This is a genomic window from Ensifer adhaerens, from assembly GCF_020035535.1.
In the GTDB taxonomy this organism is placed as follows: domain Bacteria; phylum Pseudomonadota; class Alphaproteobacteria; order Rhizobiales; family Rhizobiaceae; genus Ensifer.
This window is the reverse complement of the sequence record NZ_CP083349.1, coordinates 3,085,666-3,098,140: the sequence shown is the minus strand read 5'-3', so window position 1 is coordinate 3,098,140 and position 12,475 is coordinate 3,085,666. Positions and strand designations below refer to the sequence as shown.

Below are 12,475 nucleotides of genomic sequence, written 5' to 3'. Positions count from 1 at the left end.
TCCGGCACGATCGTGACAAGACGAAGAGACCCGCCCGACGCCTTGGCGTTCGGGCGGGTCATCTCATTTTGAGATCAGTTTGAATTTGTTGAAGATCAGGATAGGCCGGATCTCAGCCGTGCCTCATCCCTGGATGACGTCCTGCCATTCGGGGTGCCGCATCGCCTGCGCCTTCATGAACGGGCAGAGCGGGATGATCTTCCAGCCGCCTTTGCGGGCTTCTTCGATTGCATGTTTGGCAAGCGCCTGGCCGACACCCTTGCCGCGCAGGGCGTCCGGAACGAGGGTGTGATCGACAATGATCAATTGGGGAGACGTCCGCGAATAGGTCATTTCCCCGGTGTGCCCCTCGACCACGGTCGAGTAGCGGCCGTGCGATCCAGTTTCCTCGAGTACGATTTCCATGACAGCCTTCCTTGGCGAACCAGTTTCTTTGTCTGGAAGCTAGCGCAGATTTCCGGAAATCGGAATCCGTCTACCTGGTATCCCGGAAACACAGACTGTTCCCGAAAAAGCACCAATCCGAGCAGCCGCAGAACGCAAAACGACGGCGGCGGCTCCGGGGAATCCGAAGCCGCCGCTCGACCTATGGCCCTGTAATGGGCGAACTAGTGGCGATACTGCTGGATGCGAGTGGTGCGCAGGCCGGCAAGACCATGATCGTTGATCGAGGACTGCCAGGACAGGAATTCTTCCACCGTGAGGGTATAGCGTTCGCACGCCTCCTCAAGGCTCAAAAGGCCACCGCGCACGGCGGCAACAACCTCTGCCTTGCGGCGGATCACCCAGCGCCGGGTATTGGCCGGCGGCAGATCCGCAATCGTCAGAGGGCTGCCATCGGGGCCGATGACATATTTTACGCGTGGTCGCATCATTTCGGTCATGGGACTCTCTACACAAACTCAAGACCATATGACCGTGACCTTAGCCTGCCACATTTAACATTTGCCTAAGCAGCAAGTAACAATTTGCTCATAATTTGAGACACTTCGGCGAGGCGCCATATCGATGATCCGCCCCGGGTCAATTCATGGGGCTGTGCGCCTATCCTTGTGAATTGCTTTGAGAAGAGCCTGGATTATCCCGGAATTGTCATGGGAGCCATGCAATTACCACATTTCACTTTAACTAAAATTTTTGGTAACGAGGCGCTGAAATAAGGATGAGCGTCGTATGTGCGCTCCCGCAATCATTCTTGGTGCATCGTCATAGTTTTCACAACCGGACGCGTTTCTTGCGCGGACAGGCCGGTAGCGGCGGCTGTATTTCGTTTGCCGGGGTGAAGTTCATGCTTCAGGTGATCTGAGGCGTTTTTGTATTCTCTCGACCGGGCGCGGTGGCGCCTGGGGATGTGGTGATCGCAGATGAAGGAATCGAACGAACCGGCCTTGCTGCGCGAGGCTGAAACGGCGGACATTTTCTCGGACGTCGATACGGCTGCCGTCCGCACCGAATACGAACTTCTGCATCTCATGCGGCGGCTGATCGCCCGCTATGGCTTTGGTCATTTCATGATCGCGCGCATGCCGCTTGCCGAACAGCAGCGCTTTTCCGAGCGGCTGGTGCTCAGCAACTGGCCGTCGGAGCTGGTGCGCCAATACGATGCCTGCGAAACCTTCCAGTCGAGCACGCTGGTCGAGCGGCTGCGGTTTACGAAGCTGCCGGTGACCGGCGGGCCCGAACTGCTGGACGTCGTCGCAAAGCCGGTGGACGAGGCGATGGTGCACCGGCTGCACGCCCATCCGGAGATGGCACGTCACTTCGCCGTGCTCCTGCACACCAGCAATGGCGATCCCTTCGTCGCCATGCTCTCCGGCCGGCGCGAGGCCCCGGTGGGTGTTGAACGCGCGACGCTCTATCTGACACTGGTCCAGCTTTTCGAATGCCTCGAACGTACCTTCGACACCGGCAGTTCGGCACGGGAGAAACTGTCGAGCCGCGAGGTCGAATGCTTGCGCTGGGCAGCGGCCGGCAAGAGCAGCGACGAGATCGCCATCATCCTGGGCATTTCGACCTATACGGTCAGCAGCTATTTCAAGAGCGCGACCCGCAAGCTCGATGCGGTCAACCGCATGCAGGCGATCGCCCGCGCCATGCGGCTGAAGCTGATCTGACGCCGAAGCATGGCGCGTCTTAAGGACGCGCGTTTTCGCCGGTCTGGCGGCCGGCCTTGCCGCCGGACGGACAAGTTTCTATATGTCGCGGGAATGGAAGTGCTACGGCTGCCTTTGTGCGTCTCATAGGATGCGCGGTGCCGTAGAGCCGAGCATGCCGTGAGCCGAGGGTTTTTCGGCCAAGCATCGCATGAAGCGTGAAACAGGGCAGGCGCAAGGTTGCCGCCCGAAGGCCGGATTGGATCCCGTGAACAGTCTCGATTTTGACCGCAAGCCCGAAGATACGCGTGTCGTTGTTGCCATGTCCGGCGGCGTCGACAGTTCTGTCGTCGCTGGCCTGCTCAAACGCGAGGGCTACGACGTTCTCGGTATCACGCTGCAGCTCTATGATCATGGCGCCGCCGTCCATCGTGCCGGCTCCTGCTGCGCCGGCCAGGACATCGACGATGCACGCCGCGTCTGCGAAACGCTCGGCATTCCGCACTATGTGCTCGACTACGAAGCGCGCTTCCGCGAAACGGTGATCAATCCCTTCGCCGAAAGCTATATTGCTGGCGAGACGCCGATCCCTTGCGTCGCCTGCAACCAGACGGTCAAGTTTGCCGATCTCTTGGCGACAGCCAAGGAGCTCGGCGCCGACGCGCTGGCGACCGGCCACTATATCCGTTCGCGCCCGAGCCCGAACCCGCGCTACGCCGGCCAGCGGGCACTCTACCGCCCGACGGATGCCGACCGCGACCAGAGCTACTTCCTCTTTGCGACGACGCAGGAGCAGATCGACTATCTGCGCTTCCCCTTGGGGCATCTATCCAAGGCAGAAACCCGCAAGCTCGCAGAGGAGATGGGCCTCGTCGTCGCCCAGAAGGCCGACAGCCAGGACATCTGTTTCGTGCCCCAGGGCAAGTACAGCGACATCGTCTCGAAGCTGAAGCCGAACGCAGCACTCTCCGGCGAGATCGTGCATCTCGACGGCCGCGTGCTCGGCACGCATGAGGGCATCCTGCACTACACGATCGGCCAGCGCCGCGGCATCGGTGTGGCGACCGGCGAGCCGCTCTATGTCGTCTATCTCGACGCCCGCTCGCGTCGGGTCATCGTCGGCCCCAAGGAAGCGCTGGAAACGCGCCGCGTTTACCTGCGCGACGTCAACTGGCTGGGCGACGAGGATCTCGAAGACGTGGCGGCCGCAGGCTTCGACTGTTTCGCCAAGGTGCGCTCCACCCGCCAGCCGGCGCCTGCCGTGCTGGCGAAGGATGACGAGGGCATCTATGTCGAGCTCGCCGAAGGCGAAGCCGGCATCGCGCCTGGCCAGGCCTGTGCGCTTTATTCCGGCGTCGGCGAGGACGCGCGCGTCTATGGCGGCGGATTCATTCGCAAATCGGAGCGTGAAGCAAGCGCGGAAGCCGCTTTGAGGGCACTACTTTCGGCCCAGGCCGCCGCCTGAAGCGGTGGATTTCCGGGCCGTTGTGAAAACTTCACATTTTCCCGGAGACTTGGCTTGACACTGGCCGGAAGCGGGCCGTATAAGCCGCCCGTCCAGTCAAGACGGCTTCCACTTCGAAGCCTTGACGCGGTACCCGGCGGAGTAGCTCAGTAGGTTAGAGCAGAGGAATCATAATCCTTGTGTCGGGGGTTCGAATCCCTCCTCCGCTACCATCCGTCCCCCCAGCAGCTCGGCCTTGGCGCCAACGAGCGCCGACAGATGGCCGATCACCTCGACTTCAACGCCGCCGTCTTTGCGATCATGCACGATCACGCTGTCAACTAGGCTGCGGAACTCGGCGAGCGCGCCGGCGTCTGCCTTGGGGTCCAGTTCGTTCAGGCGGGCCGCGAGGTTCTCGACGGCTTTCCGATATTGATTCGCCGCGTGCGGGTGCAACTCCAACACCGGCGCACTGGGGATAAGCGCCAGTTCGGCGGCGACACGATCTCTCTCATTCTGCAGCGGCTTGTACTGGCCCTCGACGGCCTCGATCGGCAGGATGCCGCGGGCGAGCGCTTGCATAAGGCGTTCAAGCTGCCCGTGGAGATCAGCTAGCCGGCGTTCGTTGCTGGTTCTCTCGCGGGCCGCCTTGGCGACCTCGTCGCGGCGCTCTTCGTGATAGACGCGAACATACTCGGCGAGCAGTTCGGGATGCAGCAGTTGATCGGTAAGACCTGAGATGACTGCCGCTTCGATTTTGTTGAGGTTATAGCGGCGCTGATTGGCGCAAGTGCCGCTCTCCTTCGAGCGGCTGCAACGGATGCGGATGATATCGCCACTGCGATCGTGCATCGACATGCCGCCGCCACAGTGCGCGCAGCGAAGCAAGCCAGACAGCAGACGCTTGGGGCGTCTGGTGTCTTGGCCGCCTTGAGCCTTTTTTGCTCGGCCTTCCAGCGTCGCCAGTGCTTCCTCATAAGTTATCACGTCGACGATCGCCAGGTGCGGCGCGTCGGCCGCCCTATGCTCCGAGCTATCATTCGGCCGGCTCACGCGCTTTCCGGTCTCGGGGTCACGAACCATTCGGATGCGGTTCCAGACGATCCGGCCGCAATAGAGCGGGTTGCGAATGATGCCGTTGCCGCGCTGCGCTGAGCCGCTAATCGTGCTTGCATTCCAGTTGAGGCCGCGAGGTGGGGAGATGCCATCTCGGTTGAGGTCGGCTGCAATTTCCCTCGGCAAGGAACCTCCGAGCGTTTCCGCGAAGATCCGGCGCACGATTTCGGCTTCCGGTTCGAAGATTTGCAACATTCCCGGCTGGCCGGGCGTCGGGCGATAGCCGTAGGCGCGGCCGCCGGCGTGCCGGCCGTCACGAATGACGCCGGTCATGCCGCGGCGGATTTTGTTTTTGAGATCGGCTAGAAAGAGGGTTGAGACTAGGCCACGAATGCCAACCTGGATCGCGTCGGCCGTGCCGTCATGCACCGCGACGATCTCGACGCCGGCAAAAGTGAGGCGCTTATGCAGCCCGGCCAGATCCTCCTGGTCGCGAGAGAGGCGGTCGAGCGCTTCTACGACGACAACGTCGAATTTACCTTCGCGGGCATCGTCCATGAGACTGAGTAGGCCGTCTCGTCCGAAGATCGACGCGCCGCTACGCGCTTTGTCGAAGTAGGAGCGGGCGACGATGTAGCCTTGCCGTGTCGCGAATTCGCGGCACAGTTCGATTTGGTCGTCGACAGACCTTTCGCTTTGCAGATCGGTTGAGAACCGGGCATAGATTGCGGCGCGTCTTCTTTGCATTCTGTTTCCTCGCGGACATTCGATCCGCGCAGGCGGTCTCGGCGGGCGTCAGCTTTCGCCAAAGCGCGCACGAATGCAAGCAGCTGCGGATCAACGGTCGACTTCATCGCGCCTTCGCCAGGTTCTTGCGCCAGTCAAAGAAGCCGAGCGCGCCCTTCACGGGCACGAACTCGACGGGGCGGGGATTAGCGAGACGGAAGCCGTATTTTCCGAAAAACCACGGGCTGGAGGATTGCTGCACCGAATCGACGATCTCGACGACGCCGACGATGCCGCCGCGCTGTAGCTCCTCGAGCGTGGGCATGGTGATGCCCGCTGGAAATGGTGCATCTTCGCTGAGGGTCTGGATCGTCTCCAGGCAATCAGCGAATTCGGCTTGCGTCAGGCCCTTCGCGGCGTGCAAGGCGATCGGGCCACGCACGCGGGTTCCCCAGGAGCGGTTCTCGATGTCCTTGCCGGCGTGCAGGATGCACCATGCCCACGGCTGGCGGACGGAAAGGGCGAACTGCGGGATGCTATCCATCACTGAAACCTCACGCCGGTCACGGGGAAGGCGCGGCGCTGGTCGGCGGTGGCCAGCTCGTAGTACGCCAGCTCATCGGACGGTTCTCCGTGGGGGCGCAGCCAAAATTGTGAAATGACTGCGCCGCCCGCGTTTTCGAGGATCTCGCTCACGTCGGCGGCGAAATCGGGCGAGAGATCGTTGAAGGCTTTGATGATCGCCTCCTCGGCGTCTCCCGCGAGCGTGAACGGGTTGACGTGGCCCCGCATGAAGGCGGCGAAGGGCTCGCCCTCGTCGGTGATCAGGGCTTCCCAAAGATGAGAGGCGGCGGCTGTTTCGAGCAGAGCTGCTGTCATTTCGCGGTTCCCTTTAGGATCTTGACCTTCTTCACGAAGCCGCCGGGATGGGCGGCGCGGGCTTTCTTCTCAGCAATCAGCGGGTGGCCGGCCTCGAAGTCGAACGTCTTTCCGTCGTGGAAGAAGACGCGGAAGGTGGGGAGGGGCGTGGCCGGCTCAGACATCGGAGAGTTCTCCTCCGGCTTGAGGCCGCGTTTTCCGGTTCGGAAAGCCGTTGTGCTCGTCACCGTCGAGGAGGCGCCCGGCGGCCTTCTTGCCGATGTTGTACATCGTCATCGAGTGTCGATCCGCGAAGGCTCCGGGCGACAGGTAGTCGTGTCGACTGGCATCATGATGCAGCACGGTTTGTTCGACGAGGCAGGTTGTGCCGTGCATCTCGTCAATGATGGCCTGATCCTCGTCGGCGCAGGCCTTTCGGTTGCTGCGGTAGCAGCCGTTGACTTCGTGAGCCGGCATTTCGCAAATGGGTTTCCAACTACCCCATTGCTTGAACAGGAACGGCACGCCGGCTGCTGCGCACTGATCTCGCAGCGAACGCGCCCAAACGGGATGCATCGGCCGAGCGTCGGAGCCACTCTCGCCACCCGCGACAATCCAATCGAGAGACGCAAGGCCAGAAAAAGCCAGCGGGTCGGGTTCGGTTCTGACCGTTGCGGCCTCATCTGCAAACCACCCACTCTCGCCGGCTTTGAGGGCGTTGATCCAATAGGGGCCGAACCCGCCGTTCGGTTGGTCAATCCTCGTGAGGTCTACGGGGCCGAGCAATGGTTCGGCGCTGATCCAGCGGATAGCGGCGGGGGTGTCGAGCAAGATTGGAATGCGCTCGGCGGCGCGCTTCTGATCTTCGACCGAGACGCCGAGCCAGACATTCGGAAGCGGCCGGTGCGGCCAGCGGCCGGGCTCTGGCATGGGAAACGTGAGCGGCAAGAGCGCGTTGACAAGGTGATGCTCAAGCCGGGGGCGTGTGAGATAGCTCCGCATACGCTCTGGGCGCTTTGTGAGCACCTGAAACGTGTGCTGCGGCGCCTGCGACATGATGGCGAATACCTGGTCGATCCACTCGTCAGGCACGCCCTCGGCGAAAAGGTCGCCATGGGCGCAGACGAAGATCATGCGCGGCTTCCTCCAACGTAGCGGCTCGTCGAGCCATTGCGGGTTGAAGCGCACTTCGCCGGTCCAGACCGGGCCGCCCTTCGTATCGCGGGTCAAGCCTTCCCGGCTCGGGTGGCTATTCAACCGCGTGCCGGCGAGCTTCATGGCATAGCAGTTGGTGCAGCCGGGGGACACGACGGAACAGCCGGTGACCGGGTTCCACGTCGCATCCGTCCATTCGATCTTGGTGCCGTCAGCCATGGGCTTGCTCCTCGGGGCTCATCTCAGCCTCAAGCATCGCTTGCCAGCGCTTGAAGCCGTCGAATTTTCGCCGTTCGCGTTCGGATTCGCCTTTGAAAGGCTCGTCGATGACCTCAAAAAGCCACCGGAGAGCCGCCTTGATGTCGGCCACTTCCTCAAAGAGCTGGGTCCGGTTGAGTTTGTGAGTGACCGGTTCGGCTTCGTGGAAGCCCTGGATCAAGCAGCGGGCCAGAGCCTGGGAAAGCTCGGCGCACTCCTCGGCGCACTTGCCGAGCGCCTGGTGCAGGATGACGTCGGGTTCTGGCTTCCAGAGCGTGATGACGTTTTTGGCGCTCATGTTCGCTTCTCCAGCGCGTCGCGGTGCATCGAGATGGCGGCGACGGAGAAGGGGCGGAGGTCGCGGCCGCCGTCGTCACGCGAGCGCCAGCGATAGAAGACGGTCTTGCCGGGCATGAATTCGATGCGGCCTTCATCGCGGTAGCGCAGCCAGCGGGGCCGGCGGATACCGAGGAACACTTCGGCGCGGCGTTCGGTGGTACCGAAGGTTGCTGCGATCTCGGCGGTGGAGTTGCCGGCAAGCACCATGCGGCGAATCTTGTCGACATCGGCGGGGGTGAGGTTGTGCGGAAAGGACCTCGTGCGTGCGGGCACGGGGAGGCTGCTTGCGGACATGGTTCTATCCTCAATCGGTCAGGTTCAATTGTGAGAAGAGGTGAGGGCGGCCGGAGCCGCCCTGCTGCGCCGTTAGCCGGCGGACATTTCCGGCGCGCCCTCGAACTTCGGCAGGCCGGTTTCCTCGGCGGCCTTGTCCAGGTCAGAGCGAACCTGTTCGGTGATGTAGCGGTCGGGCCGGTAAAGCTGGCAGATCCAGGTGAGGGCGCCATCGCGCAGGCGGTAGCGCAGGCGCACCGGAATGCGCTTTGCTTCGCCCATGAAGAACGGCGCGATCTGCAGGATGAAGACGCCGGGAACGGTTAACGGCTCACCGTTGGCGTTCTTGTGATCCTCCTCGAACATGATCTGGCTTTCGCCGGTCTGGAGCTTCACTGCCTGCTTCACGCGGGTCTCGGCGTTGATCTGCAGCCCGCGCGACAGCATGACTATATCATTCGGGAAGCCGACATTTGCGCCGAACATGCGCTCGAAATCCTCGGATTCGTTGAGATCCGGCGAGGAAAGATCGGCGATGTGGTCTTCGATGAACTCGGCGAACACCGCCTGCTCCATTCCCTTGCTGTCGACCTTGAGCCACGCCTTCCATTCTTCGGAGAGCGGGAACTGGTAGTGAATGCGGTGCTTGCCGTTATCCGGACTATCGGCGCTGTGATAGTCGATGACGGCGGTCAGCGCCGGTTCCTTCCAATCGGTCTTGGCGAAGATGACGCTGTTTTCCTGCTTGTGCCGGTCGATCAGCTCGATGAAGGATTCGAGCGTTTCGACGCGGGCCGTGCCGACCTTGCGCTCGGGCTTGGTGCGCCAGGGTGCCAGAAGATCGTAGAGGCCGGTGGCCTTGCCTGTGTCGGCATGCAGAATGGCCGGGATCGACGACGGCAGGCCGTTGATCTTTTCCGGCAGGCTGATCGAGACGACCTTGGTCTCGGATAGTTTGGCGAGTTTGGCGACGGCATCGACCGCGCCTTTGTCCAATTGTTCCACGGTGTTTCCTTTCGTGGCGTTGGAGGGGTGAGGGGCTTACTGGCTCTGGCGGCTCGGTTCTTCGGAGGAGACCGGCCGCGGGAACATGTCGTGCTGGCGCGGATGCTCGGTCGAAAGGGCGCCGTCCTCGATCACCCAGAAGACGGAGTTCTTGCGCGGGCGCTTTGGTGTCTTAGAGGTGAAGTCGGTGGCGATGGTCACCATGCCGTCCTTGACGCTGAAGTCGATTTTCAGCGTGGTAGAGCCTTTGACTGCGGCGCCATTGCTGGCCTCTGACAGGTCGTGGAGCTTCTCAAGGGTGTCGGCGACTTCAGCCGAAAGCGCCGGGTTGAGTTGGCCGTTTTCGAGCAGACCGATGATCTGGCTGAAATCGCGGATCTTCTTCATGAGGGGTTTCCTTTCGGGTCAGGCCGCGAGGCGCCAGACGGCGGCAAGGGCAACGGGAGCGAAGGTGAGGAGAACGCCTAAGATCACGCCGCCAAGGAACTCGCTCTGGCGATCGGCGCGCTCGATCCTCGCTGCGGCTGCTTCGAGTTCGGCGCTGGGGAAGGGGAAGCGCGAGCGATTTCCCGCGAGGCGTGATTTCGGCGCCATGGCTTAGGCCGCCTTGGCGGCAGGAACGCGGGCGCGGATCGTGCTCGATGCGAGCGCCGTGGCGTGTTCGCGGGCACGGTCGCCGTAGTGGTCGATCTGCTCGTTGGAGAAGCCGTCAGACTTCAGTTGGTTGCGGGTGCAGCCGTCGCCGTGACGCCGCATGGCGTCCGCCATGGCCTCGGTGAGCTGGTCAGGGGTGGCGTTGTCGAAGCGATTCTTGAGCATGTCAGTCTCCGGTTGGAATTGCATTGCGAACTGGAAATTAAATCCAACTTGGAGAGCCGTCAATTGGTGAATTGGATTTATTTTCCATATTCGCAATTCGACTCGACTCAGGGCTGTTTCTCTGGATTATGAGAACCAAAGGAGAACAAACATGACGGTAGCACTTCGGCATAAGCCGCGCGTCTTCGGTCTTTTCATCCGTTGCGACAACTGCCTCAGAGAGACTTCACGGGTGATCGAGATCCCGCCTGTAGACGATGCGCCGTGCGATGCCGATGAGTTGGCTGAGAGCGGGTTTCTCGACACGCTCCTCTACCGCTGTCGTCATTGCGATTGCCAAGTCGGCCGAGTGATCGGCGTTAGCCAGGAGAAAAACTATGCGTAATCCAAGAGAAGTCACAGAGTTCATCATCGTGCCGCCAAGAGAGCGGGGCGATGAGATTATGCCGGCGAAGGAGCGCTTCATCGACTACCTGCAGCGGCACTTTCCCGGCTACTCCTTCAAGGTCACGATGATTGGGCCGGCGGATGGTGAGGGGCGGTTTGGCGTCTATCCGGTTATGAACTTCATTGGTGCCGACAATCGCAGCTACATGTGCGTCGAGCCGCCGACCTGGTTGCTTACCGAAGTGCGGAAGGTCTGCAGTTCTTTCGACGTGCGCATGTGCTTTGCGGCTTAGAACGCAAGGTCATTCTGAACTCGACGAACCAGGCCGATCACTTCAACCCGCGTGCCGTCGTCGGCCTCGGCGTCACGTTCTACAACGATTGGCCGATGCTTTGGGTTGTTGGATCGCGGGTGAAACTCTGTTCGCCCTTCGTAGATCTCCACTTGCTTCACAGACCATTCGCGGGTGTGGCCGCCATCGCGAGTTCGTTCGACCACGACAACCATTCCATCTCGCAGCACCGCCTCGCTGGCGACGTCTTCATACGCGACAGCAATCACGCGGTCGCCGTCAAAGATCGGGCGTGGCCGCAAGTTGTTCATGGAGTCGCCAGTTACGTCGAAGACGAGTTGGCGGGCATGGGGAAACCGCTCATCCGGCGGTACGGAGATCAGTTCCCGTTCCGACTGGTCGAAAGGATCAACTTCTCGAAATGCTCCGGCCTCGACGCGGCCCACAACCGGCGCGGCCACCATGCGGCCGGGCACGAGGGTAAGCTCGCTTTGCGCTGCGTCGATGCCGTCGCGCAACCACAACAGGGGTCGCTTGACCGTCTCTGCGAGCGTTTCAAGAACATCGCCGCGTGGCTGGTCGATGTCGCCGCGCAGATACTTGTTGATGTTGTCGTATGGGATGCCGGAACGCCGGGATAGCTCGGCTTTATTCCAGCCGAGTTCTTTTCGCCGTTCATCAAGTCGTTTCCACCAGGTCATCGTCATTCCGCCATCATAAGTTCGGAAATAATTTCCGGTCTGGATTTCGCGTGCCTTGAAGTTGGATTTAAAATCCACTATTGGTGCATGCATGAGCACAATTTCGATAAGGCAGATTATTAAGGATGCGGGCGGCGCCGAGGTGATCGCCTCGACCATCGTCCGTTTGGGCGGCGATATCTCTAAGGACGCCGTTTACAAGTGGACGAAGACCGGCATCCCGGACCGCCACTGGCCTGTCATTATCGCGCTCACCGAGCACGGCCCGGCTGAATTGTACGAGGCCAACTGTGCGGCTCGATCCGTTCCCACTGAGTTGATTCTCAACCTCATCGAGGCGGCGGAATGAAACGGTTTTTGAAGCAAGGCATGAGAAGCGCGGTGGCCCTCCCTCCCGCGAGCCTTGCCACCTGGCGGGGGCGCGGTGGCTTTGCCCGTGCACGCCGCGTCCCTGTCTCTGTCTTTGCATCTGCCTATCCATGCGGGCCTCCCTGATCTGATGGCCCATTGGTAGCAGCGCGATCGCTGTCACTCACCGAATCCTTCTCCGGTTTTCTTTCCTTGCTTTCAGTGGGGTGTTTTCGTGCGCCTGATTTCCGAACAACAGATCCTTGCCCTGAAGGGCGTAACGGATGCCTGCTACCGCCTGGGTGGTGGCGTCACTTCGTTCGCGCTGTTGACGCGTGTCGCCGTCTCCAGCCTCGTCAAATATGCCACTCTCGGCGAGCGCCGGCAGGATGGCTCCTATGAGCACGGCCAGTCGATGATCCCGATCGACATTGCCGTCGAGGCGGACTTGCGGGCCGGCTCACCGATCATCCTATCCGAAGCGGCGAAGATGCTGGGTTTCGATCTCGTGCCTTCGGCTGGGCGGGAAGGGGTCAAGCCTCTTACCGAACTCGATGCGCACCGCGTCCTCTCGCAGACCATGGATGTCTCGAAGGCGATCATCGATGCCGGCGCTGACGGCAAGTATGACGCGCTCGAAAAGCGGACGATTCACCGCGAGGCGCTTGAGGCGATCCGGGCGCTCGAACGGGTCGCAGCCGCGACGGCGGAGGCCTGACC

The 12,475-nt window shown here is 61.5% G+C and carries 19 protein-coding genes and 1 tRNA gene; 6 read left to right on the top strand and 14 right to left on the bottom strand.

Annotated elements, in window-relative coordinates:
* Nucleotides 1-123 precede the first annotated feature (123 nt).
* Together LAC81_RS15300 and LAC81_RS15295 are read right to left on the bottom strand one after the other, a co-directional pair.
* Entirely contained in the window at nt 124-405 is a 282-nt protein-coding gene (locus LAC81_RS15300; RefSeq protein ID WP_223725495.1) for a GNAT family N-acetyltransferase, read from the bottom strand.
* Nucleotides 406-608: 203 nt separating this feature from the next.
* Entirely contained in the window at nt 609-884 is a 276-nt protein-coding gene (locus LAC81_RS15295) for a DUF1153 domain-containing protein (RefSeq protein ID WP_003527546.1), read from the bottom strand.
* 480 nt (nt 885-1,364) lie between these two features.
* Between LAC81_RS15295 and LAC81_RS15290 the strand changes: the two genes are divergently transcribed.
* The 3 genes from LAC81_RS15290 (at nt 1,365) to LAC81_RS15280 (ending at nt 3,770) form a co-directional block, all read left to right on the top strand.
* Nucleotides 1,365-2,114, top strand: a complete 750-nt coding sequence (locus LAC81_RS15290) for a helix-turn-helix transcriptional regulator (protein WP_223725494.1) — start codon at nt 1,365-1,367, stop codon at nt 2,112-2,114.
* 190 nt (nt 2,115-2,304) lie between these two features.
* Entirely contained in the window at nt 2,305-3,558 is a 1,254-nt protein-coding gene (gene mnmA / locus LAC81_RS15285) for a tRNA 2-thiouridine(34) synthase MnmA (RefSeq protein WP_223725493.1), read from the top strand.
* A 135-nt stretch (nt 3,559-3,693) separates the two neighbouring features.
* Nucleotides 3,694-3,770 (top strand) — tRNA-Met (locus LAC81_RS15280).
* On the opposite strand, the gene LAC81_RS15275 is transcribed toward LAC81_RS15280, so the two are convergent.
* From LAC81_RS15275 to LAC81_RS15225, 11 genes are all read right to left on the bottom strand, one after another.
* Nucleotides 3,727-5,340 carry a recombinase family protein gene (locus LAC81_RS15275; protein ID WP_223727834.1) on the bottom strand — a complete coding sequence of 538 codons (1,614 nt, stop codon included), beginning with the start codon at nt 5,338-5,340 and terminating at the stop codon, nt 3,727-3,729. The two genes, LAC81_RS15280 and LAC81_RS15275, sit on opposite strands and share 44 nt — an antisense overlap.
* A 103-nt stretch (nt 5,341-5,443) precedes the next feature.
* Complete coding sequence (locus LAC81_RS15270; protein ID WP_223725492.1) at nt 5,444-5,863, bottom strand: ASCH domain-containing protein; 420 nt, start codon at nt 5,861-5,863, stop codon at nt 5,444-5,446.
* A complete protein-coding gene (locus LAC81_RS15265) occupies nt 5,863-6,198 on the bottom strand; it encodes a cell division protein FtsQ/DivIB (protein WP_223725491.1) in 336 nt (111 codons plus the stop codon). The genes LAC81_RS15270 and LAC81_RS15265 overlap by 1 nt, the downstream gene beginning before the upstream one ends.
* Nucleotides 6,195-6,362, bottom strand: coding sequence for a hypothetical protein (locus tag LAC81_RS15260; protein ID WP_223725490.1), 168 nt, complete (start codon nt 6,360-6,362; stop codon nt 6,195-6,197). The genes LAC81_RS15265 and LAC81_RS15260 overlap by 4 nt, the downstream gene beginning before the upstream one ends.
* Nucleotides 6,355-7,551, bottom strand: coding sequence for a phage Gp37/Gp68 family protein (locus LAC81_RS15255; protein ID WP_223725489.1), 1,197 nt, complete (start codon nt 7,549-7,551; stop codon nt 6,355-6,357). The genes LAC81_RS15260 and LAC81_RS15255 overlap by 8 nt, the downstream gene beginning before the upstream one ends.
* Nucleotides 7,544-7,888: a hypothetical protein gene (locus LAC81_RS15250; RefSeq protein ID WP_223725488.1), complete on the bottom strand. Its 345-nt coding sequence runs from the start codon at nt 7,886-7,888 to the stop codon at nt 7,544-7,546. Before LAC81_RS15250 ends, LAC81_RS15255 begins: the two co-directional genes overlap by 8 nt.
* Entirely contained in the window at nt 7,885-8,223 is a 339-nt protein-coding gene (locus LAC81_RS15245; RefSeq protein WP_223725487.1) for a hypothetical protein, read from the bottom strand. The genes LAC81_RS15250 and LAC81_RS15245 overlap by 4 nt, the downstream gene beginning before the upstream one ends.
* 72 nt (nt 8,224-8,295) lie before the next feature.
* Nucleotides 8,296-9,207: a DUF2303 family protein gene (locus tag LAC81_RS15240; protein ID WP_223725486.1), complete on the bottom strand. Its 912-nt coding sequence runs from the start codon at nt 9,205-9,207 to the stop codon at nt 8,296-8,298.
* A 36-nt stretch (nt 9,208-9,243) separates the two neighbouring features.
* A complete protein-coding gene (locus tag LAC81_RS15235) occupies nt 9,244-9,594 on the bottom strand; it encodes a hypothetical protein (protein WP_223725485.1) in 351 nt (116 codons plus the stop codon).
* An 18-nt stretch (nt 9,595-9,612) separates the two neighbouring features.
* A complete protein-coding gene (locus LAC81_RS15230) occupies nt 9,613-9,801 on the bottom strand; it encodes a hypothetical protein (RefSeq protein ID WP_223725484.1) in 189 nt (62 codons plus the stop codon).
* A 3-nt stretch (nt 9,802-9,804) separates the two neighbouring features.
* Entirely contained in the window at nt 9,805-10,026 is a 222-nt protein-coding gene (locus LAC81_RS15225) for a hypothetical protein (RefSeq protein WP_223725483.1), read from the bottom strand.
* A gap of 377 nt (nt 10,027-10,403) precedes the next feature.
* Here LAC81_RS15225 and LAC81_RS15220 point away from each other — a divergent pair, with 377 nt between their 5' ends.
* On the top strand, nt 10,404-10,706 hold the full coding sequence (locus tag LAC81_RS15220; protein ID WP_223725482.1) for a hypothetical protein: 303 nt from the start codon (nt 10,404-10,406) through the stop codon (nt 10,704-10,706).
* Here the strand turns inward: LAC81_RS15220 and LAC81_RS15215 are convergent.
* Entirely contained in the window at nt 10,703-11,500 is a 798-nt protein-coding gene (locus LAC81_RS15215; protein ID WP_223725481.1) for a LexA family transcriptional regulator, read from the bottom strand. The genes LAC81_RS15220 and LAC81_RS15215 overlap by 4 nt on opposite strands.
* Here LAC81_RS15215 and LAC81_RS15210 point away from each other — a divergent pair.
* Both LAC81_RS15210 and LAC81_RS15205 read left to right on the top strand, forming a co-directional pair.
* On the top strand, nt 11,499-11,756 hold the full coding sequence (locus tag LAC81_RS15210; RefSeq protein WP_223725480.1) for a carph-isopro domain-containing protein: 258 nt from the start codon (nt 11,499-11,501) through the stop codon (nt 11,754-11,756). The two genes, LAC81_RS15215 and LAC81_RS15210, sit on opposite strands and share 2 nt — an antisense overlap.
* 234 nt (nt 11,757-11,990) lie before the next feature.
* Nucleotides 11,991-12,473, top strand: coding sequence for a hypothetical protein (locus tag LAC81_RS15205; RefSeq protein ID WP_223725479.1), 483 nt, complete (start codon nt 11,991-11,993; stop codon nt 12,471-12,473).
* Nucleotides 12,474-12,475: the final 2 nt, after the last annotated feature.

Excerpts from the sequence above, each read along its gene's own strand:
- LAC81_RS15290 (WP_223725494.1), top strand. The coding sequence starts at position 1,365 with ATGAAGGAATCGAACGAACCGGCCTTGCTGCGCGAGGCTGAAACGGCG.
- LAC81_RS15295 (WP_003527546.1), bottom strand. The coding sequence starts at position 884 with ATGACCGAAATGATGCGACCACGCGTAAAATATGTCATCGGCCCCGAT.
- LAC81_RS15235 (WP_223725485.1), bottom strand. The coding sequence starts at position 9,594 with ATGAAGAAGATCCGCGATTTCAGCCAGATCATCGGTCTGCTCGAAAAC.
- LAC81_RS15270 (WP_223725492.1), bottom strand. The coding sequence starts at position 5,863 with ATGGATAGCATCCCGCAGTTCGCCCTTTCCGTCCGCCAGCCGTGGGCA.
- LAC81_RS15210 (WP_223725480.1), top strand. The coding sequence starts at position 11,499 with ATGAGCACAATTTCGATAAGGCAGATTATTAAGGATGCGGGCGGCGCC.
- LAC81_RS15300 (WP_223725495.1), bottom strand. The coding sequence starts at position 405 with ATGGAAATCGTACTCGAGGAAACTGGATCGCACGGCCGCTACTCGACC.
- LAC81_RS15220 (WP_223725482.1), top strand. The coding sequence starts at position 10,404 with ATGCGTAATCCAAGAGAAGTCACAGAGTTCATCATCGTGCCGCCAAGA.
- LAC81_RS15265 (WP_223725491.1), bottom strand. The coding sequence starts at position 6,198 with ATGACAGCAGCTCTGCTCGAAACAGCCGCCGCCTCTCATCTTTGGGAA.
- LAC81_RS15245 (WP_223725487.1), bottom strand. The coding sequence starts at position 8,223 with ATGTCCGCAAGCAGCCTCCCCGTGCCCGCACGCACGAGGTCCTTTCCG.
- LAC81_RS15275 (WP_223727834.1), bottom strand. The coding sequence starts at position 5,340 with ATGCAAAGAAGACGCGCCGCAATCTATGCCCGGTTCTCAACCGATCTG.
- LAC81_RS15260 (WP_223725490.1), bottom strand. The coding sequence starts at position 6,362 with ATGTCTGAGCCGGCCACGCCCCTCCCCACCTTCCGCGTCTTCTTCCAC.
- LAC81_RS15250 (WP_223725488.1), bottom strand. The coding sequence starts at position 7,888 with ATGAGCGCCAAAAACGTCATCACGCTCTGGAAGCCAGAACCCGACGTC.
- LAC81_RS15215 (WP_223725481.1), bottom strand. The coding sequence starts at position 11,500 with ATGCATGCACCAATAGTGGATTTTAAATCCAACTTCAAGGCACGCGAA.
- mnmA (WP_223725493.1), top strand. The coding sequence starts at position 2,305 with ATGAAGCGTGAAACAGGGCAGGCGCAAGGTTGCCGCCCGAAGGCCGGA.
- LAC81_RS15255 (WP_223725489.1), bottom strand. The coding sequence starts at position 7,551 with ATGGCTGACGGCACCAAGATCGAATGGACGGATGCGACGTGGAACCCG.
- LAC81_RS15230 (WP_223725484.1), bottom strand. The coding sequence starts at position 9,801 with ATGGCGCCGAAATCACGCCTCGCGGGAAATCGCTCGCGCTTCCCCTTC.
- LAC81_RS15225 (WP_223725483.1), bottom strand. The coding sequence starts at position 10,026 with ATGCTCAAGAATCGCTTCGACAACGCCACCCCTGACCAGCTCACCGAG.